The following is a 17,841-nucleotide window of genomic DNA, read 5'->3' on the forward strand; positions in this document are numbered from 1 at the left end:
CGTCACTTCCTTAACGTGGCGTTCAACCTTTGTTCGAGCGAGGTGAGGATATTTTGTGTCGTGGCATTCACCTCATCGTCATTAAGAGTGCGCGATGGATGCTGCCAGGTCAAGCCAACTGCAAGGCTTTTTCTATGCGGATCAATGCCTTTACCCTGATAGACGTCAAATAGCCTGAGGTCTGTCAGCCATTCCCCTGCATTTTCACGGATTACATCCAGAACAGCAGTAGCGGCGACTTCACGATCGGCGATCAGGGCCAGGTCGCGACGCACTTCAGGGAAGCGCGACAACTCGCTGAATTTAGGCATTTTGCCCGAAGCCACTTCAGCCAGGACCAGTTCGAAGACGAAGACCGGGCGGTCGAGCCCAAGGGTTTTCGACAGCTCTGGGTGGATGGCGCCGACGAAGCCCACCAGGCGACCTTCGCGCTCGATACGCGCAGTCTGACCTGGGTGCAACGCCGGGTGGTTGCCTGGCACAAATGTGAAGTCATCCAGTGCACCGGCAAAGCCCAGTACCGCTTCCACATCCGCTTTAACGTCGAAGAAGTCCACGGCATCCCGGCCTTGCGCCCAGCCTTCCGGCAAGCGACTGCCGCAAACAACCCCGGCCAGCATCGGCTCTTGCTTCAGGCCGTCGAGTTGACCGACAAACCGCAGGCCGCTTTCAAACATGCGCACGCGGTCTTGCTGACGGTTCAGGTTATGGGAAAGGGCTTTCACCAGGCCTGGCCACAGGGACGAACGCATGGCGGCCATGTCGTTGGAGATCGGGTTGGCCAGCAGCAGCGGCTCGACGCCCGGATTGAACAGCTCGAACTGCTTGGGATCGATGAAGCTGTAGGTCACCGCTTCCTGATAGCCACGGGCAACCAGCAGACGACGTAGCTCAGGCAAGTGCGCACGCGCTTCTGCCTTGGGTTGCGGTGCCAGGCGCGCTTGCGGGTAACGAACCGGCAGGCGGTTGTAACCGTACAGGCGAGCCAACTCTTCGATCAGATCGACTTCCAGGCTGATATCGAAGCGATGGCTTGGCACTTCAACATGCCACTGCCCTTCCCCACCCGCAGAAATGTTCAACCCGAGGGCCGACAACAATTGCTCGATTTCAGCCGGTGCGATGACCAGGCCAAGCATTTGCTCGACACTTTTGGCGCGCAGGGTAATTGGCGCAACGGACGGCAGGTATTGTTCGTTGACGGTTTCAATGATCGGACCGGCCTCGCCCCCAGTGATCTCCAGCAGTAGGCCAGTGGCGCGCTCCATGGCTTCACGGGCGAGCTTCCAGTCCACACCACGCTCATAGCGATGCGAAGCATCGGTATGCAGGCCGTAGGAGCGGGCCTTGCCAGCGATGGCAATCTGGTCGAAGAACGCGCTTTCAAGAAACACATCGCGCGTGGTCGCGGACACACCGCTGTGCTCGCCCCCCATCACACCGGCAATCGCCAGGGCGCGGGAATGGTCAGCGATCACCAGGGTGTCGGCGCGCAGGCTGACTTCCTGGCCATCAAGCAGGACCAGCTTCTCGCCTTCTTCGGCCATGCGCACGCGGATGCCGCCATTGATTTCAGCGAGATCGAAAGCGTGCAGCGGCTGGCCCAGTTCAAGCATCACGTAGTTGGTAATATCGACAGCCGCGTCGATGCTGCGCACGTCGGCGCGACGCAGGCGCTCAACCATCCACAGCGGGGTTGGCTTGGACAGGTCGACGTTGCGGATCACACGCCCCAGGTAACGCGGGCAAGCGCTTGGCGCCAGTACTTCGATCGGACGTACTTCATCGTGCGCCGCAGCCACTGCGGCCACCACTGGACGAGTCACGGGAGCGTTGTACAGCGCGCCCACTTCACGTGCCAGGCCAGCAAGGGACAGGCAATCGCCACGGTTCGGAGTCAGGTCGACCTCAATGCTGGCGTCTTCCAGCTCCAGATAGACACGAATGTCCTGGCCCACTGGCGCATCGCCCGGCAGTTCCATCAGGCCGTCGTTGCCCTCGCCTACTTGCAACTCTGCCTGGGAGCACAGCATGCCGTTGGACTCGACGCCACGCAGCTTGGCTTTCTTGATCTTGAAGTCGCCCGGCAGTTCGGCACCGATCATGGCGAACGGGATCTTCAGGCCCGGGCGCACGTTAGGCGCTCCGCACACGACCTGGAACGTTTGTGCGCCATTGCTGACCTGGCACACACGCAATTTGTCAGCATCGGGGTGTTGCTCGGTGCTCAGCACCTCGCCCACCACCACACCACTGAAAACACCGGCGGCCGGCGTAACGCTATCGACCTCAAGACCGGCCATCGACAGACGCGCAACCAGCGCATCGCGATCTACCTGCGGGCTTACCCAGCCGCGCAGCCATTGTTCACTGAATTTCATCCTGCTCTCCTAAAGATTCGTTACGACTAGCGAAATTGCGCGAGGAACCGCAAGTCGTTGTCGAAGAACAGACGCAAGTCGTTCACGCCGTAACGCAGCATGGCCAGACGCTCAACGCCCATGCCGAAGGCAAAGCCCGAGAACTCTTCCGGATCGATCCCGGACATGCGCAGCACGTTGGGGTGAACCATGCCGCAGCCCATCACTTCCAGCCAGCCAGTCTGCTTGCAGACGCGACAGCCTTTACCGCTGCACATCACGCATTCCATGTCGACTTCTGCGGATGGCTCGGTGAACGGGAAGAACGATGGACGGAAACGCACCGCCAGCTCTTTCTCGAAGAACACTCGCAGGAACTCTTCGATGGTGCCCTTGAGGTCGGCAAAGTTGATGTCGCGATCAACCAACAGGCCTTCGACCTGGTGGAACATCGGCGAGTGGGTGATATCTGAGTCGCTACGGTACACACGGCCTGGGCAGACAATGCGGATCGGCGGCTTGTTCGCTTCCATGGTGCGGACCTGTACCGGCGAGGTATGGGTGCGCAACAGCATGTTTGCGTTGAAATAGAAGGTGTCGTGCATCGACCGGGCCGGGTGATGGCCTGGGATGTTGAGCGCCTCGAAGTTGTGATAGTCGTCTTCGACCTCAGGGCCTTCGGCAATGCCGTAGCCGATGTGGGTGAAGAACTGCTCGATACGTTCCAGAGTCCGGGTGATCGGATGCAGACCGCCCGAGGCCTGGCCACGGCCAGGCAAGGTAACGTCAATGGACTCGGCGGCGAGTTTGGCCGCGAGATCGGCCTCCTCCATGGTCGCCTTGCGTGCATTGAGCACCTCTGTGACACGCTCCTTGGCAACGTTGATCAGCGCGCCGACTTGCGGGCGCTCTTCAGCCGGCAAATTTCCCAGGGTCTTCATCACCTGAGTCAATTCACCCTTTTTGCCAAGGTAGTGAACCCGGATTTGCTCCAGGGCATTGATATCTTCAGCGCTTTGCACAGCCTCAAGAGCTTGAGCGACGAGCGCGTCCAGGTTTTCCATGTACAGACTCCAGATACAAAATAGGGGAAGAGCTTGAAGGCTCTTCCCCTATTTATGACGTTTACCACCTTGGGCTACAGGCGCAGCCCAGGGTGACTGTCGGGGGTACTTAAGCCAAGGTGGCTTTAGCTTTCTCGACAATCGCAGCAAACACCGCTTTTTCGTTCACGGCCAGTTCAGCCAGAACCTTACGGTCGATTTCGATGGACGCTTTTTTCAGGCCAGCGATGAAACGGCTGTAGGACAGACCGTTAACACGTGCACCAGCGTTGATACGAGCGATCCACAGAGCGCGGAACTGACGTTTTTTCTGACGACGGTCGCGGTAGGCGTATTGGCCTGCCTTGATTACCGCTTGCTTGGCAACACGGAATACGCGTGAGCGCGCGCCGTAGTAGCCTTTAGCGAGTTTCAGAATTTTTTTGTGACGTTTACGGGCAATGACGCCACGCTTTACACGAGCCATGAGTTACTTCCTCTATTCTTGATCCAAAAATTAACGAAGGCGCAGCATGCGCTCGACTTTTGCCACGTCAGACGGATGCAGCAAGCTGCTACCGCGCAGTTGACGCTTACGCTTGGTCGACATTTTGGTCAGGATGTGGCTCTTGAAAGCGTGCTTGTGCTTGATACCGTTAGCAGTTTTCAGAAACCGCTTAGCAGCACCACTTTTAGTCTTCATCTTTGGCATGTTCGGATACTCCGCATTCAGTTGATAAACATAATCAGAAGGCCTGCCGTGCCCTGTTGATTACTTCTTCTTTTTCGGGGCGATGACCATGATCAGCTGGCGTCCTTCCATCTTAGGATGCTGTTCGACCGAACCGTACTCGAGCAGGTCAGCTTCAACCCGCTTGAGGAGTTCCATCCCCAGCTCCTGGTGGGCCATCTCACGGCCGCGGAATCGCAAGGATACCTTGGCCCTGTCCCCATCACTCAGGAAACGTACCAGGTTGCGCAGTTTTACCTGGTAATCCCCTTCCTCCGTCCCTGGACGAAACTTGATTTCTTTTACTTGAATCTGCTTCTGGTTCTTCTTCGCCGCGGCAACCTGCTTCTTCTTTTCGAAGATCGACTTGCCGTAGTCCATCACCCGGCAAACGGGTGGGATTGCATCGGCGGAGATTTCCACCAGGTCCAACTTGGACTCTTCTGCAATACGAAGCGCTTCATCAATCGAGACGATGCCAATCTGCTCGCCGTCAGCGCCAATTAACCGAACCTCGCGTGCCGAGATATTCTCGTTGATCGGGGCTTTCGGTGCAGCTCGTTTATCTTGTCTCATTTCACGCTTAATAATAATTACTCCGAATCTGGGCGACCACGCCGGGAAACCGCTTGCGCGAGGAACTCAGCGAACTGGGCGACGGGCATCGAGCCCAGGTCAGCACCTTCACGAGTACGCACAGCGACAGTCTGCATCTCGACTTCCCGATCTCCGATAACCAAAAGATAGGGAACCTTGAGCAAAGTATGCTCGCGGATTTTAAAGCCGATCTTTTCATTTCTCAAGTCGGACTTGGCACGAAATCCGCTTTCGTTGAGAGTTTTTTCAACTTCAGCAGCAAAATCCGCCTGTTTATCAGTGATATTCATGATCACCGCCTGAGTCGGAGCCAGCCACGCAGGGAACGCACCCTCGTAGTGCTCGATCAGGATACCGACGAACCGTTCGAACGAGCCGAGGATCGCCCGGTGCAGCATAACCGGGTGTTTACGACTGTTATCTTCGGAGACGTATTCGGCTCCCAAACGGATCGGCAGGTTAAAATCGAGCTGCAAGGTACCACATTGCCAGACACGGCCAAGGCAATCTTTCAACGAGAACTCGATCTTCGGGCCGTAGAAGGCGCCCTCACCCGGCTGCAGATCGTACGCAAGGCCCGCACTGTCTAGCGCTGCGGCCAAGGCCGCTTCGGCGCGATCCCACAGTTCGTCGGAACCGACGCGTTTTTCCGGACGAGTGGAAAGCTTCATCTCGACTTCGGTAAAGCCGAAATCACGATAAACGTCCATGGTCAGCTTGATGAACGCGGCCGATTCGGCCTGCATCTGCTCTTCGGTACAGAAGATGTGGGCGTCGTCCTGGGTGAAGCCGCGTACCCGCATGATGCCGTGCAACGCACCCGATGGCTCGTTACGGTGGCAGGCACCAAACTCGGCCAGGCGCATCGGCAACTCGCGGTAGCTCTTCAAGCCCTGGTTGAACACCTGCACGTGGCACGGGCAGTTCATCGGCTTGATGGCGTAGTCGCGGTTTTCCGACTGGGTGGTGAACATGTTGTCGGCGTAGTTGGCCCAGTGTCCGGATTTCTCCCAAAGGCTGCGATCAACGACCTGCGGGGTCTTGATCTCCAAGTAACCGTTGTCGCGCTGAACCTTGCGCATGTACTGCTCGAGCACCTGATACAGGGTCCAACCGTTCGGGTGCCAGAACACCATGCCCGGCGCTTCCTCCTGGAGGTGGAACAGGTTCAGGCGCTTGCCGATCTTGCGGTGGTCGCGTTTTTCGGCCTCCTCGATGCGCTGGATATAGGCGGCCAGCTGCTTCTTGTCAGCCCAGGCAGTGCCGTAGATGCGTTGCAGCTGCTCGTTCTTCGCGTCGCCGCGCCAGTAGGCACCGGACAGCTTGGTCAGCTTGAACGACTTGAGGAAGCGCGTGTTCGGAACGTGGGGACCACGGCACATGTCGACGTATTCTTCGTGGTAGTACAGGCCCATGGCCTGCTCGTCCGGCATGTCTTCCACCAGGCGCAGCTTGTAGTCTTCGCCACGCGCAGTGAACACGTCGATCACTTCGGCGCGCGGAGTGACTTTCTTGATGACGTCGTAATCTTTTTCGATCAGGGCGTGCATGCGCTGTTCGATAGCGGCCAGATCGTCCGGGGTGAAAGGACGCTCGTAGGCGATGTCGTAATAAAAGCCTTCGTCGATCACCGGGCCGATCACCATTTTCGCGGTGGGATACAGCTGCTTGACCGCATGGCCAATCAAGTGCGCGCAGGAGTGGCGAATGATCTCCAGCCCCTCTTGATCCTTGGGCGTGATGATTTGCAGGCTGGCATCGGAGGTGATCAGGTCGCTGGCGTCAACCAGCTTGCCATCGACCTTGCCGGCCACGGTGGCCTTGGCCAGGCCAGCACCAATGGATGCGGCGACCTCGGCTACGGAAACCGAATGATCGAATGAACGTTGACTGCCGTCGGGAAGAGTAATAGTTGGCATGGCGCCTCCTCTCCTAGTGGTGACCCCTACCAAAGGTCACGTGGGTTGGGATGAGCCAGTACAAGATCCAACACCAGGCCGTTCAATGATGAACGCCTGCCTTACAGCGGCAGGAGCCTTTCGGCCAACCGATAATCGAACCACAGTGACTGGAGTGAGCAGAAAAGAAACATGGCAAGGCGGCAAATGGCGCACCCGGAATTAGCCAAGCCGAAGATGCTAGCACAGATGAACGGTCATCGCGCCGGCAGTATCCGATGCAAATACAAATTCCAGCCTTTATAGCTGCAAAAGTGAACTTGAGCTGTACGCCACACCTCAAACCCACTGAGAATCGCCGTTCGTCCTCGAATCAAAGGAGCATCCCATGATGCGTTTTACCTCGACCCTCGCTTTCGCCGCTACCCTGAGCCTCCTTTCCCTCGGCGCGCAGGCTGCCGCTCCATCCAATTGGCCAGCCGGTGCCCGTGACAGTTTCGTCAGCGACTGCAGCGCGGCCGCCAGCCAGAACGTAGACGTCAAGACTGCCAAGACCCACTGCGAATGTGGCGCCGACAAGATCAACGCCGAATTGAGCACTGCGGAAATCAAAGAGCTCATGACTAACCAGAACGCCAGCCCGGAGCTTAAAAACAAGGCAGTCACGGCTATTTCGTCCTGCAAAGTCGTGAAGAAAAAGTAAGACCGGCCTGGGATCAGACGACCGTTTTGCCAGGAAAACAGCACGAAAACTGCCATTTCGCACAAATTACGCAGCTTTTACGGCTTTTTTTACCAGCTGATATTTCGCGCCGAAGCCCCGTAGATCGGGGCTTTCAGCCGACACAAGTAGCAAACGCAACGCTATTGATTAGCAAACAATGCCTTGGGGGGGCTCCCAAGCCGAACATTTCGACTATGATAGCCCAGTGTGCCCAGTTGGCCTGAGCAGCACAGCACTACTGAAAATATATGTTTCTTGGAGATACACCATGTCTAATCGCCAAACCGGCACCGTTAAATGGTTCAACGATGAAAAAGGCTTCGGCTTCATCACTCCTCAAGGTGGCGGTGACGACCTGTTCGTACACTTCAAAGCTATCGAAAGCGACGGTTTCAAAAGCCTGAAAGAAGGCCAAACCGTTTCCTTCGTGGCTGAGAAAGGCCAAAAGGGTATGCAAGCTGCACAGGTTCGCGGCGAGTAATTCTCCGCTGAGCTAAAAAAACCCCGTCCATGTGACGGGGTTTTTTATGGGCGTTGCAAAAGCCTGGAAACGATCAGCCACAATTAACGCGCGTGATCACCAGGTTGTCATCGGTGTTCAGGTTCAGGCGGTCGGAGCGGTATTCCAGCGTGATCATATCGTTGGGCTTGAGGATCCGTGCGTTCTGTGCGCCAGCGCGGGTACGGGCCTGCTCCAGCAACTGCGGCGAGGCTTTCTGGCCAATGCTGAATTCGGCGGCCTTCGACTCACAGCGGCTATGACCGGCATCGGTCACGGCGGCGTCTTTGGCTGGCTCAGAGGCACCCGGGGTGCTGCAACCCGCCAACGCGAGTGCTGCCAACAAAGTACCGAATGATGCGAGCTTCCAAGGCATGAAGCCTCCTATTGAAAAATGAACAGAGATCGTGCGACAGCGGTCTGGCTGATAGGTTTCAAAACGTAAACCGCCGCCAGGTAAGTCTGCCCGACTATCAGCAGGCATTCGCCCGATCAATCGTGACCAAATATGAGCGTAATCAGTAGATGTCGATGTAATCGAACGGCGGCTTCGGCCAGTTCTGCTTCAGCGCATTGAAAATCTGTGTAACCCAGACCTCGTCGCTGGCCGCGACATTGCCGACATAACCGGAACCCTTGGCCCAGGTCTCCAGGCGGAACAGCAAGCCATCGATGTCAGTGCCACCCACCACCCCAGAAGATATGTAGGCAATTCCGGCCCTGGTTACACGCAACTGGGTATGCTCGTCATCACTGGCACTGGCGATCAGTTGACGCACAGCGGCCAGTGTCAGGTTCTCGGGGTTATTCAAATCGATCTGCACGCGGTACGCCCCGGCAATTAAACAGGAGGACAGTGTCGCACAGCACCTGCTTCATGCCTAAGTAGCAGTGCCAAACCCCACGCAAAATGATTAACTGCGCCGGTTAGAGCCGCGTTCCAGCGCATTGCCCAGCATTTCAACCCGTGAGACTTCCATGACCACCGTAACGCTCCAAGCCGACATCAAAGCCAAATGGCCCCAAGGACAAAGTTCCTACAGCCCCGGAAGCCCGGAGGAACTGGCAATCATCGGTATCGACCTGCTGGTCAAGGAACTCGGCACCCAGGCGGCACAGGCATTCATCGGCCAGGTATTCGAAAAATACCCGGCCGATCACATGGGGGCATCAGACCCCGAGCGTGAATAAGAACCGACTGGCGAACGTCGACCGGGTTACTTCAGGCGTGCCAGGCGCTCGGTGAGCAGATCGAAGAAGCCCTGGGCGTCGCCGCTCTCAACCCAGAACACATTTTTTGTCTGCTTCAGGCCGTCGTACCAATCAACGATGGTCTGGCCGAAGGTCGGGCCTTCGCGGCTGTCCACCACCATATTGGCCTGACGTCCGGTGAACAAAGACGGCTTGAGCAGATAGGCGATGACAGTAGCGTCATGTACCGGGCCGCCCGGGATGCCGTAGTGCTCCATATCGCCCTTGACGTATTCATTGAGAATATCGCCGACAACCTTGCTCGCGTTGTTGTTGATGTCGGCGATCTTCTTCAGGCGCGCCTCGCTGGTCAGCACCTTGTGGGTCACGTCCAGCGGCAGGTAGGTCAGCTTGACGCCACTCTTGAGCACAATCTCGGCTGCAATCGGATCGGCGAACAGGTTGAACTCGGCAACCGGGGTGATATTGCCGCCGTTGAAGTGCGCGCCACCCATCACCACCACTTCCTTGATGCCTTGGGTGATTTCCGGGTCCTGGGTCAAGGCCAGCGCCAGGTTGGTCTGAGGGCCGAGCATGGCAATGGTGATGCTGTGAGGCTTGGCCGCACGCAGGGTCTTGATCAGGTAATCAACGGCGTTGCCTTCAGCCAGGCCCTTTTTAGGCTCATGGACGGTGACGCCGGAAATACCTTCTTTGCCATGGATGTTCTCGGCATAGATCGGTGTGCGCAACAGCGGCTTGGGTGCGCCGGCGTACACCGGGATTTCTTCGCGCCCGGCCCACTCGCGGGCCAGGCGCGCGTTACGCGAGGTCTTGTCCAGGCGCACGTTGCCGGCGACGGTGGTCAGCGCACGAATGTTCAATTCGTCCGGGGAAGCCATGGCAAAGAGCAAGGCCACCACATCGTCGGCGCCTGGGTCGGTGTCGATGATCAAGTCGATTTTTTCCGCCGCTTGGGCGCTGGCAGCAGTGAGTGCGGACAAAAGCAGGACACTCCGAAACAGATTTCTCAGGGTTGGCAGACCACGTTGCATAAAACACTCCTTGTCGTTGGGAAACTCTAGAAGGTGACGCCGGAGACCAGCGCGATATTGCAGTAAGGCTGGCACTCGCCGGTACGCACGACAGCGCGCGCGTTACGGCTCAGTTGCTTGAATTGTTCATGGCTGAGCAGACGTCGCTCGCCGAGGGCGGCCTGTTCAGCCAAAGCGTTCAGCTCCGTCAGCGCGGGCGGCTGCTTGAGCAGGATTTCTTCCGCCAGCACGTGGCTTTCCACCTGCATTTCACTGAGCACGATACGCAAGGTGCTGATGAAGTCGGGAATGCCCTGGGTCAGCGCCAGGTCGATTAACTCGACCCCGGGCGGCACTGGCAGGCCGGCGTCGCCGATCACCAGGATGTCACCATGGCCCAGGGATGCGATCAAACGCGACAAGGCGATATTGAGCAGAGGCGTCTTTTTCATAAAAGCACAAAACCTTGAACGTCATGCAGCGTAGGAATGGAGGGTTGCGCACCGGCACGGGTGACTGACAAGGCTGCCGCGACCTGGCCGAAACGGATGGCCTCGGCTTCGCTTTTGCCACTGGCCAGTGCTGCGGCAAAACCACCAACAAAGGTATCGCCGGCAGCCGTGGTATCCACCGCCTTGACCTTTGGCGCCACCAGGTGCTCAAAGCCCTGGCCATCGGCAAACAACGCGCCCTGGGCGCCCAGGGTGATGATGACTTTGCCCGCCCCCGCCTTGATCAGGTGGGTCGCCGCGACTTTGGCACTGTCGAGGGAGTCGACTGTCACGCCGCTCAGTGCACTGGCTTCGCTTTCGTTGGGAATCAGGTAGTCGACCGAGGCGTACCAGTCGGCGGGCAACGGGCCGCTGGCCGGCGCCGGGTTGAGGATCACGGTCTTGCCCAGTTCACGACCGCGCTTGAGGGTGTAGCCCACGGTATCCATCGGCACTTCCAGCTGGCAGATAATCACGTCGGCAGCCTGCAGCACCGCATCGGACGCCTGCAGTGAGGCGGGTGTCAGCTCGCCGTTGCTGCCGGCAACGATCACAATCGCGTTCTGGCTGCTGTCGTCCACCACAATCAAGGCCACGCCACTGGAACCGTCCACGGTGCTCACCGCCTGGCAATCGATACCTTCCACCAGCAAGGCGCCACGCAGTTCAGTGCCATAGGCATCGCTACCGACACAGCCGATCATTGCCACATCGGCTCCCAGTCGCGCCGATGCCACGGCCTGGTTGGCGCCCTTGCCGCCAGGGACCGTGGAAAACGTCTGGCCGATCAGGGTCTCACCGGCACGGGGCAGCCGACTCGCGCGGGTGACCAGGTCCATGTTCAAGCTGCCTATTACCACTACTTTTGCTGGCATACATCAGTACTCATCAATTCGGTTCAGCGGTATTGGGCGAACACACCGGCGACTGGCGCCGTCGATTCACGCAACACGATGCTCGGCGTCACGATGCGTTGATCGATCGGCAGTTGGGGGGTTGCAATTCGTCGCAGTAAAAGCTCGGCCGCGGTCTCGCCCAGTTGCAGGATCGACTGCCCGACCGTGGTCAGCGCCGGGTACACGTAGCGGCCCATTTGAATGTCATCGAAACCGATCACCGACAGTTCACCGGGCACGCGGATATTGCGCTCCGCCGCCGCGCGCAACACGCCGAAGCCGATCATGTCGTTGCTGGCAAAAATCGCGCTGGGCGGGTTCTGCGCCAGCAATTGCACGGCAGCAGCATAACCGCCGGTGCTGGTGAAGTCGCTTTCCTGGATGCGATTGGCCACCACCGCCACACCGGCTTCATGGAGCGCACGCTGGTAACCCGCCAGGCGCATTTGCGCGACGCGGGTGTGGCCCGGGCCGCCGATGCAGGCGATGTCCCGATGCCCCAGCTCAAGCAAGTGCCGGGTCGCCAGGTAGGCGCCCTCCTCGTGGTCGATGCGTACCAGGTCGACATCGATACCATCCAGCGCCCGGTCGACAATCACCATGGGCGTGCGCACGGCGCTCAAGCCTGCGGCGAGGCCGCTGTCATCACCGCCTACCGAAGTCACGATCAAGCCATCGACGCGCTTCTCCAGCAACACCCGCAAATAGCTACGCTGTTTCTCTGCGTTGTCGTCGGAGTTGCAGAGAATCACGCAGTAGCCGTTACGTTCACAATAATCCTCGATACCCCGGGCCAGCTCGGCAAAATACGGGTTGAGGCTGTTGGGCACCAGCAATCCGATGGTGGCCGTGGTCTTGGCCTTGAGCGAACGCGCGACGGCACTGGGCACGTAGTCGAGCTGCTTGATCGCCGCTTCAACCTTGATCCGTACCGGCTCGCTCACAGGGCGCGTCTTGTTCACCACATGGGACACGGTGGTGTAGGAAATACCTGCAATCGCGGCTACATCCTTGATCGTTGCCATGGTTCAGCCTCGCCGACTGGCGCGACGGCTGCGATAAGTATCCAGGACCACGGCGATCACGATCACGGCACCGGTGATGATGCGCTTGGTGGGCTCCGTGGCACCGATCTGCGCCAGGCCGGCGGCCAATACCGAAATAATCAACACACCGAAGAAGGTACTGATCACCGAACCACGCCCGCCCATCAGGCTGGTGCCGCCGATCACCACTGCGGCGATCACTTGCAGCTCGAGGCCGGCACCGGCATTCGGGTCTGCTGCTTCCAGGCGCGAAATCTGGAACAGCGCCGCCACACCGGCCAGCAGGCCCATGAGGCTGAACACCAGAATCTTGTACGGTTTGGGATTGATCCCGGCCAGGCGTACGGCTTCTTCGTTAGTGCCGATACCGATCAGGTAACGACCGAATACGGTGCGGGTCAATACCAGCTGGGCGGCAATGATCACCAGCAAAGCGATGATAAACGATGGCGATATGCCGAAGGCGATCGGGTTGGACAGCCAGGCAAACGAATCGCCGATATAGGCTGTGCGCGAGCCGGTCATCTGGTACGCGACGCCACGGGCCATTTCCAACACGCCGAGGGACACGATAAACGATGGAATGCGCCAGGCCACCGTGATCGAGCCGGTGATAGTGCCGGCCAACGCGGCGCAGCCCATGCCGAGCAAGGCCGCCGGCAAGACACTCCAGCCCCACCCGAGAATCGCCACGCTGACCGTCGATGCCGCCAACGCCAGTACCGAGCCCACCGACAGGTCGATACCGCCGATGATCAGGATGAAGGTCATGCCCACCGCCAGCACCATCAGGTCAGGAATCTGGTTGGCCAGGGTGCTGAACGTGTCATAGGACAGGAAGTGATCACTGAGCACCGAAAACAGCGCGATCATCGCCAGCAATGCACCGGCCAGCCCCAGGTAGGTGCCCAGGCCGTAGAAGTTGCCGCCGGTTTTACCGGGGGAAGTTGTTAGTTTCATGGGGTATCCCTAAGCACTGCGTCGTTGAGCAGCGCATCACGTTTCTGATAGCCGGCAAAGGCGGCGGCGAGCAATTCGTCCTGGGTCCAGCTGTCGCGCTCGAAGGTTTCGATCAAGCGCCCGGCGGACAGCACGCCGATGCGGTCGCAGATCAGCATGAGTTCACGCAGGTCGCTGGACACCACCACCAGCGCCTTGCCCTGGCGAGTCAATTCACCCAGCAAGGCATAAATGTCGAACTTGGCACCGACATCGATGCCGCGGGTGGGCTCGTCGAACAGCATCACCGAGCAGTCGCGCTCCAGCCAGCGGCCGATCACGACTTTCTGTTGGTTGCCACCGGAAAGTTCGGACACCAATTGCGCCGGGCTGGAACTGCGGATCCGCATGGCATCGATCTGGCGCTTGGCCAAGGCGGTTTCGTTACGGCTATTGACCAGGCCGCCAGCGGAAATTTCCGGCATGTTGCCCAATGCGATATTCGCACTGATCGACTGGGTCAGCAGCAGCCCTTCGCCCTTGCGGTCCTCGGTGATCAGGGCAATGCCATGACCCACGGCATCCACCGGCGAGCGAATATTCACCACCTGGGCCGGCGAACCCAAAGCCACAGTGCCGCTGTCGGCCAGGTCGGCCCCGAAGATAAGCCGCAGTAGCTCTGTACGACCGGCGCCGATCAGGCCGGAGATGCCATAGATCTCACCGGCACGCACTTCAAACGATACGTCGCGGACCTTGTCCGAGCGCGTCAGGCCTTTTACGGTCAGGGCCGGGCCACCGATGCTGCGCGGCCCCAGGTCGATGTGCTCACCCAACTCCCGGCCCACCATCAAGGTGACCAGTTGTTCGCTGTTATAATTGGCCATCGGCTCGACGCAGACCAGCTTGCCGTCGCGCAGTACCGCAATGCGCTGGGCGACACGGGCCAGTTCTTCGAGCCGGTGCGAAATATAAATGATCGCCACGCCCCGGGCCTGCAGGCGGGTGATTTGCTCAAACAGCATCTCGACTTCGCGGGCCGTGAGCATCGCGGTTGGCTCGTCAAGGATCAGTACATGGCAGTCGCCGATCAGGTTGCGAGCGATCTCGACCATCTGTTGATGGCCGATACCGAGGCTGCCGACCAGGGTGTCCGGATCGATGGCGTCGAGACCGACCTGGGCCATGGCCTCGATCGCGGCTTTGCGCAATTGCTTGCGGCTGATCCAGCCACAGTGGCTCGGCAGATTATCCAGGAACAGGTTTTCGGCCACGGTCAGCGTCGGCAGCAGATTGAGTTCCTGCATGACCATGCGCACGCCCAACGCTTCAGCCTGGGTACGGCTGGCCGGGCGGTAATCCTGCCCCTGGAATTGCATGTGCCCGGTGGTCGGGGTAACCAGCCCACCGACGATCTTCGACAAGGTACTCTTGCCCGCGCCGTTTTCACCGGTCAGCGCCAGTACTTCACCCCGGTTAAGCGTGAGGGTAATGTCGGCCAGAACCGGTTGGGCATAGGTCTTACCGATACCGCTGACCGAGAGGACAGCGTTCGGGGCGGAAGATGACATAGGAAAATCTCCAGGCGTCCGCCCAGGACGGGCAGACGCTGTTGGGTGCTGCCAGGATTACTTCTTGAGGACGAGTTCGACCGGAGTTTCGATCACGCCGTCCTTGGCATCGACTTTCTCACCCTTGACCAGCTTGAGGGCGTTCTGGATACCGAACACCGCTTGCTGCGCAGCCGCCTGGTCGGCGGTCGCCAGCACACGGCCGTCCTGCAGCATCGGCTTGATGGCTTCGATGTTGTCGTAACCCACCACCAGGACCTTACCGGCCTTGCCTGCTGCACGTACGGCGGAGACGGCGCCGAGTGCCATGTTGTCGTTACCGGCCAGCAGCGCCTTGAGGTCCGGGTGTTCGCTCAGCATGGCCGAGGCCACTTTCTGGCCCTGGTCAATTTCCCAGTTGCCGGATTGGGTGGAAACGATCTTCATACCGGCAGCATCCATCGCATCCTTGAAGCCTGCTGTGCGCTGCTGGGCGTTGGTGGTGGTCGGTACACCTTCGATGATGCCGACCTTGTCGCCGGCGGCCAGCTGCTTGGCCAGGTAGTCGCCCACCAGTTTGGCGCCTTTGCGGTTGTCGGGGCCGACGAAGGGGATATCGAGTTTTTTGCTTTTCAGTACGTCCGGGTCCAGGCGGTTATCGATGTTGACGATCTTGATCCCGACCTTAGAGGCATCCTCCAGCACTTTTACCAGTGCCTTGGAATCAGCAGGCGCGATAACGATGGCATTGACTTTGGACAGGATCATCTGCTTGACGATATCGATCTGCGCACTTGTATCGGTTTCGTTCTTGATGCCGTTGGTGATCATGTCGAAATCGGCGGCATGGTCTTTCTGATACGCCTTGGCACCGTCCTGCATGGTCACGAAAAATTCGTTGGCGAGGGATTTCATCACCAGGCCGACCTTGGGTTTGGCGGCAGCGTCAGCAGCGAATGCAGGGGAGAAAGGTAAGGCGGCGGATGCGGCAGCAAGCACAGCGACAGCAAGAAGACGTCCAGCGAATGGCAGCTTCATGGTTCACTCCGATCTTATGATTATTGTGAGCAACGCGTGCACCGAAGTGTACTTCGGCGGCCCTCCCACCCGGGTGGCTGGTACGAGCTGACAGGAGACTCTAATGAGGGTCCCATGAAACATCTCGCAAACGTTTGCGTTGATCAAACTATGAGAACCTTGTCGAGATTTGTCAACGGTAGAACATGGCCTTTCATGCAACACCTCCAGCCCGGCTCTCCGCCCTGCGAGAGTCGCTCTTAAACATCTGCCGGGTTCGGTCGTTCTCTGAAACGACAGGTTTTGGCACGACAGGCAGGATTCTTTCGTCATAACTTTCGGACAACCGAACGCCACACCCCAGGTTGTTCGGAAAGCCGGACATCCAGCAAGCAAAACCTCATCATCCAATCAGTAAAAATTTATATATATCAACAAGTTAATTTATATGCTCGAACATATTCGGCATGGTACAGATCCTGCTCCTACACAGCGCCTGGAGGCATTCAGCACTGCCCAGGTGTTCTAGATGAACCTGCTACAGCACTCATCAAAAACCAGAGAGAAAAATAATGAAATCTGCATTGAAGAATTTTGTTCCGGGGGCGTTGGCCCTTCTGCTGCTGTTCCCCGTTGCCGCCCAGGCAAAGGAGGTTGAATCCAAGACCAAACTGTCCAACGTGGTGATCCTCGCCACCGGCGGCACCATTGCCGGCGCGGGCGCCAGCGCCGCCAACAGTGCGACGTACCAGGCTGCCAAAGTCGGTATCGAGCAATTGATCGCCGGTGTTCCTGAGCTTAGCCAGATCGCCAATGTGCGTGGCGAGCAAGTGATGCAAATTGCGTCCGAAAGCATCAACAACGAGAACCTGCTGCAACTGGGTCGCCGCGTCGCCGAACTGGCCGACAGCAAGGACGTGGACGGCATCGTGATCACCCACGGTACCGACACCCTGGAAGAGACCGCCTACTTCCTGAACCTGGTGGAAAAAACCGACAAGCCTATCGTGGTGGTCGGCTCCATGCGCCCAGGCACCGCCATGTCGGCCGACGGCATGCTCAACCTGTACAACGCCGTAGCCGTAGCCGGCAGCAAGGATGCACGTGGCAAAGGCGTACTGGTGACCATGAACGACGAGATCCAATCGGGTCGCGACGTCAGCAAGATGATCAATATCAAGACCGAAGCCTTCAAGAGCCCATGGGGCCCGCTGGGCATGGTCGTTGAAGGCAAGTCCTACTGGTTCCGCCTGCCGGCCAAGCGTCACACCATGGACTCGGAGTTCGACATCAAGAACATCAAGAGCCTGCCCGATGTTGAAATCGCCTACGGCTACGGCAACGTGAGCGACACCGCCTACAAGGCACTGGCCCAGGCTGGCGCCAAAGCCATCATCCACGCCGGCACCGGCAATGGTTCGGTGTCATCCAAAGTGGTTCCTGCGCTGGTGGAATTGCGCAAGCAAGGTGTGCAGATCATCCGTTCTTCCCACGTAAATGCCGGGGGCATGGTGCTGCGTAATGCCGAACAGCCGGACGACAAGTACGACTGGGTCGCCGCCCTCGACCTGAACCCGCAGAAAGCGCGGATTCTGGCGATGGTCGCCCTGACCAAGACCCAGGACAGCAAAGAACTGCAACGGATGTTCTGGGAATATTGATTCCTGCTGGCATCTCATCTCTGTAGAGGCGGGTTTNACCCGCCTCTACCTGCTGTGTAAATCCCGCAACCAACACCTCCCCGCCTTACACCAACTCGCCTAAACCGCCGTCAGACGAACTTATTGAATTTTAAGCAGTTGCGAAATTGCCTACAGTTAAATACT

19 protein-coding genes are annotated in these 17,841 nt (G+C 58.5%); 4 read left to right on the forward strand and 15 right to left on the reverse strand.

The window, feature by feature from the left end; genetic code table 11:
- Positions 1-2 precede the first annotated feature (2 nt).
- From pheT to thrS, 6 genes are all read right to left on the reverse strand, one after another.
- Positions 3-2,381: a phenylalanine--tRNA ligase subunit beta gene (gene pheT / locus BB029_RS18915; protein ID WP_065940348.1), complete on the reverse strand. Its 2,379-nt coding sequence runs from the start codon at positions 2,379-2,381 to the stop codon at positions 3-5.
- A gap of 26 nt (positions 2,382-2,407) precedes the next feature.
- Positions 2,408-3,424: a phenylalanine--tRNA ligase subunit alpha gene (gene pheS, locus BB029_RS18920; protein WP_017737822.1), complete on the reverse strand. Its 1,017-nt coding sequence runs from the start codon at positions 3,422-3,424 to the stop codon at positions 2,408-2,410.
- Between the two features lie 109 nt (positions 3,425-3,533).
- Positions 3,534-3,890: a 50S ribosomal protein L20 gene (rplT, locus tag BB029_RS18925; RefSeq protein WP_003174975.1), complete on the reverse strand. Its 357-nt coding sequence runs from the start codon at positions 3,888-3,890 to the stop codon at positions 3,534-3,536.
- Between the two features lie 30 nt (positions 3,891-3,920).
- Positions 3,921-4,115 carry a 50S ribosomal protein L35 gene (gene rpmI / locus BB029_RS18930; protein WP_002553160.1) on the reverse strand — a complete coding sequence of 65 codons (195 nt, stop codon included), beginning with the start codon at positions 4,113-4,115 and terminating at the stop codon, positions 3,921-3,923.
- Positions 4,116-4,175: 60 nt separating this feature from the next.
- Positions 4,176-4,727: a translation initiation factor IF-3 gene (gene infC, locus BB029_RS18935; RefSeq protein ID WP_015884933.1), complete on the reverse strand. Its 552-nt coding sequence runs from the start codon at positions 4,725-4,727 to the stop codon at positions 4,176-4,178.
- A complete protein-coding gene (gene thrS, locus BB029_RS18940; protein WP_048719014.1) occupies positions 4,727-6,649 on the reverse strand; it encodes a threonine--tRNA ligase in 1,923 nt (640 codons plus the stop codon). Before thrS ends, infC begins: the two co-directional genes overlap by 1 nt.
- A 367-nt stretch (positions 6,650-7,016) precedes the next feature.
- Between thrS and BB029_RS18945 the strand changes: the two genes are divergently transcribed.
- The gene (locus BB029_RS18945; RefSeq protein ID WP_083236451.1) at positions 7,017-7,331 is read left to right on the forward strand and encodes a hypothetical protein; all 315 of its coding nucleotides are present in this window, start codon (positions 7,017-7,019) and stop codon (positions 7,329-7,331) included.
- Between the two features lie 289 nt (positions 7,332-7,620).
- Positions 7,621-7,833, forward strand: a complete 213-nt coding sequence (locus BB029_RS18950) for a cold-shock protein (protein WP_003234260.1) — start codon at positions 7,621-7,623, stop codon at positions 7,831-7,833.
- A gap of 73 nt (positions 7,834-7,906) precedes the next feature.
- On the opposite strand, the gene BB029_RS18955 is transcribed toward BB029_RS18950, so the two are convergent.
- Together BB029_RS18955 and BB029_RS18960 are read right to left on the reverse strand one after the other, a co-directional pair.
- On the reverse strand, positions 7,907-8,227 hold the full coding sequence (locus tag BB029_RS18955; RefSeq protein WP_027604108.1) for an I78 family peptidase inhibitor: 321 nt from the start codon (positions 8,225-8,227) through the stop codon (positions 7,907-7,909).
- A gap of 142 nt (positions 8,228-8,369) precedes the next feature.
- Positions 8,370-8,675: a hypothetical protein gene (locus tag BB029_RS18960; protein ID WP_027604107.1), complete on the reverse strand. Its 306-nt coding sequence runs from the start codon at positions 8,673-8,675 to the stop codon at positions 8,370-8,372.
- Between the two features lie 154 nt (positions 8,676-8,829).
- Between BB029_RS18960 and BB029_RS18965 the strand changes: the two genes are divergently transcribed.
- Positions 8,830-9,042 (forward strand): hypothetical protein, encoded by a 213-nt coding sequence (locus BB029_RS18965; protein WP_065940349.1) that lies wholly within the window; start codon positions 8,830-8,832, stop codon positions 9,040-9,042.
- A 26-nt stretch (positions 9,043-9,068) separates the two neighbouring features.
- Here BB029_RS18965 and BB029_RS18970 read toward each other — a convergent pair whose 3' ends face one another.
- Genes BB029_RS18970 through BB029_RS19000 form a run of 7 tightly spaced genes read right to left on the reverse strand, consistent with a single transcriptional unit; the run spans position 9,069 to position 16,036 of the window.
- A complete protein-coding gene (locus BB029_RS18970) occupies positions 9,069-10,097 on the reverse strand; it encodes a nucleoside hydrolase (RefSeq protein WP_065940350.1) in 1,029 nt (342 codons plus the stop codon).
- A gap of 26 nt (positions 10,098-10,123) precedes the next feature.
- Entirely contained in the window at positions 10,124-10,528 is a 405-nt protein-coding gene (gene rbsD / locus BB029_RS18975; protein WP_065940351.1) for a D-ribose pyranase, read from the reverse strand.
- Positions 10,525-11,442: a ribokinase gene (gene rbsK / locus BB029_RS18980; RefSeq protein ID WP_065940352.1), complete on the reverse strand. Its 918-nt coding sequence runs from the start codon at positions 11,440-11,442 to the stop codon at positions 10,525-10,527. The genes rbsD and rbsK overlap by 4 nt, the downstream gene beginning before the upstream one ends.
- 23 nt (positions 11,443-11,465) lie before the next feature.
- Entirely contained in the window at positions 11,466-12,488 is a 1,023-nt protein-coding gene (locus tag BB029_RS18985; protein WP_065940353.1) for a LacI family DNA-binding transcriptional regulator, read from the reverse strand.
- Between the two features lie 3 nt (positions 12,489-12,491).
- Positions 12,492-13,469, reverse strand: coding sequence for an ABC transporter permease (locus tag BB029_RS18990; protein ID WP_065940354.1), 978 nt, complete (start codon positions 13,467-13,469; stop codon positions 12,492-12,494).
- On the reverse strand, positions 13,466-15,019 hold the full coding sequence (locus tag BB029_RS18995; protein WP_065940355.1) for a sugar ABC transporter ATP-binding protein: 1,554 nt from the start codon (positions 15,017-15,019) through the stop codon (positions 13,466-13,468). The genes BB029_RS18990 and BB029_RS18995 overlap by 4 nt, the downstream gene beginning before the upstream one ends.
- A gap of 57 nt (positions 15,020-15,076) precedes the next feature.
- Positions 15,077-16,036 carry a sugar ABC transporter substrate-binding protein gene (locus BB029_RS19000; RefSeq protein ID WP_065940356.1) on the reverse strand — a complete coding sequence of 320 codons (960 nt, stop codon included), beginning with the start codon at positions 16,034-16,036 and terminating at the stop codon, positions 15,077-15,079.
- 551 nt (positions 16,037-16,587) lie between these two features.
- Between BB029_RS19000 and BB029_RS19005 the strand changes: the two genes are divergently transcribed.
- Positions 16,588-17,676, forward strand: coding sequence for an asparaginase (locus BB029_RS19005; RefSeq protein WP_010209102.1), 1,089 nt, complete (start codon positions 16,588-16,590; stop codon positions 17,674-17,676).
- Positions 17,677-17,841 lie beyond the last annotated feature (165 nt).

This window comes from Pseudomonas sp. S3E12 (assembly GCF_001702295.1).
Taxonomy (GTDB): domain Bacteria; phylum Pseudomonadota; class Gammaproteobacteria; order Pseudomonadales; family Pseudomonadaceae; genus Aquipseudomonas; species Aquipseudomonas marginalis.

Bases quoted from the DNA above. Each gene is read 5' to 3' on its own strand.
- pheS (WP_017737822.1), bottom strand. From the start codon at position 3,424: ATGGAAAACCTGGACGCGCTCGTCGCTCAAGCTCTTGAGGCTGTGCAA.
- BB029_RS18965 (WP_065940349.1), top strand. From the start codon at position 8,830: ATGACCACCGTAACGCTCCAAGCCGACATCAAAGCCAAATGGCCCCAA.
- pheT (WP_065940348.1), bottom strand. From the start codon at position 2,381: ATGAAATTCAGTGAACAATGGCTGCGCGGCTGGGTAAGCCCGCAGGTA.
- rpmI (WP_002553160.1), bottom strand. From the start codon at position 4,115: ATGCCAAAGATGAAGACTAAAAGTGGTGCTGCTAAGCGGTTTCTGAAA.
- BB029_RS18990 (WP_065940354.1), bottom strand. From the start codon at position 13,469: ATGAAACTAACAACTTCCCCCGGTAAAACCGGCGGCAACTTCTACGGC.
- BB029_RS18995 (WP_065940355.1), bottom strand. From the start codon at position 15,019: ATGTCATCTTCCGCCCCGAACGCTGTCCTCTCGGTCAGCGGTATCGGT.
- BB029_RS18985 (WP_065940353.1), bottom strand. From the start codon at position 12,488: ATGGCAACGATCAAGGATGTAGCCGCGATTGCAGGTATTTCCTACACC.
- BB029_RS18945 (WP_083236451.1), top strand. From the start codon at position 7,017: ATGATGCGTTTTACCTCGACCCTCGCTTTCGCCGCTACCCTGAGCCTC.
- BB029_RS19005 (WP_010209102.1), top strand. From the start codon at position 16,588: ATGAAATCTGCATTGAAGAATTTTGTTCCGGGGGCGTTGGCCCTTCTG.
- rbsD (WP_065940351.1), bottom strand. From the start codon at position 10,528: ATGAAAAAGACGCCTCTGCTCAATATCGCCTTGTCGCGTTTGATCGCA.
- BB029_RS19000 (WP_065940356.1), bottom strand. From the start codon at position 16,036: ATGAAGCTGCCATTCGCTGGACGTCTTCTTGCTGTCGCTGTGCTTGCT.
- BB029_RS18970 (WP_065940350.1), bottom strand. From the start codon at position 10,097: ATGCAACGTGGTCTGCCAACCCTGAGAAATCTGTTTCGGAGTGTCCTG.
- rbsK (WP_065940352.1), bottom strand. From the start codon at position 11,442: ATGCCAGCAAAAGTAGTGGTAATAGGCAGCTTGAACATGGACCTGGTC.
- BB029_RS18955 (WP_027604108.1), bottom strand. From the start codon at position 8,227: ATGCCTTGGAAGCTCGCATCATTCGGTACTTTGTTGGCAGCACTCGCG.
- rplT (WP_003174975.1), bottom strand. From the start codon at position 3,890: ATGGCTCGTGTAAAGCGTGGCGTCATTGCCCGTAAACGTCACAAAAAA.
- thrS (WP_048719014.1), bottom strand. From the start codon at position 6,649: ATGCCAACTATTACTCTTCCCGACGGCAGTCAACGTTCATTCGATCAT.
- BB029_RS18950 (WP_003234260.1), top strand. From the start codon at position 7,621: ATGTCTAATCGCCAAACCGGCACCGTTAAATGGTTCAACGATGAAAAA.